Genomic DNA, 373 nt, shown 5'->3' with positions numbered 1-373 from the left:
GTGTGATGCGCACGCTGGAGCAGATCATGGCCTGGCGCGGCAAGCCGCAAGTCATTCGCTGCGACAACGGGCCGGAGTACATCAGCGCCGCGCTGCTGAACTGGGCCAGTGCCCGCGGTATCCACATCGAGCACATCCAGCCCGGCAAGCCCCAACAGAACGCCTACGTGGAGCGCTTCAACAGGACTGTGCGCTATGAGTGGCTGTCGCAGTACCATTGGTGCGATCTTGATGAGGTCCGCGAGTTTGCCACGCAATGGATGTGGCGCTACAACCACGAGCGCCCGAACATGGCCTTGGGCGGCATCACCCCAAAACAGCGGCTGGCCATGGCCGCATAGCTCTACTTCTCGGAGCGCTGGATTTCGGGGGG

General features: G+C 62.7%; 1 protein-coding gene. It reads left to right on the top strand.

Features of this window, described 5'->3' with window-relative positions; all coding sequences use genetic code 11:
* Positions 1–341, top strand: a 341-nt coding sequence (locus tag EMN46_RS19430) for an integrase core domain-containing protein (protein ID WP_154202668.1), incomplete at its 5' end; no start/stop codon positions are given.
* Positions 342–373 lie beyond the last annotated feature (32 nt).

Origin of the sequence: Ancylomarina sp. 16SWW S1-10-2, assembly GCF_009669305.1 — a bacterium.
In the GTDB taxonomy this organism is placed as follows: Bacteria; Bacteroidota; Bacteroidia; order Bacteroidales; family Marinifilaceae; genus Ancylomarina.
Note: the sequence above shows the minus strand (reverse complement) of the source record. Positions and strands in the feature narration are given on the sequence as shown.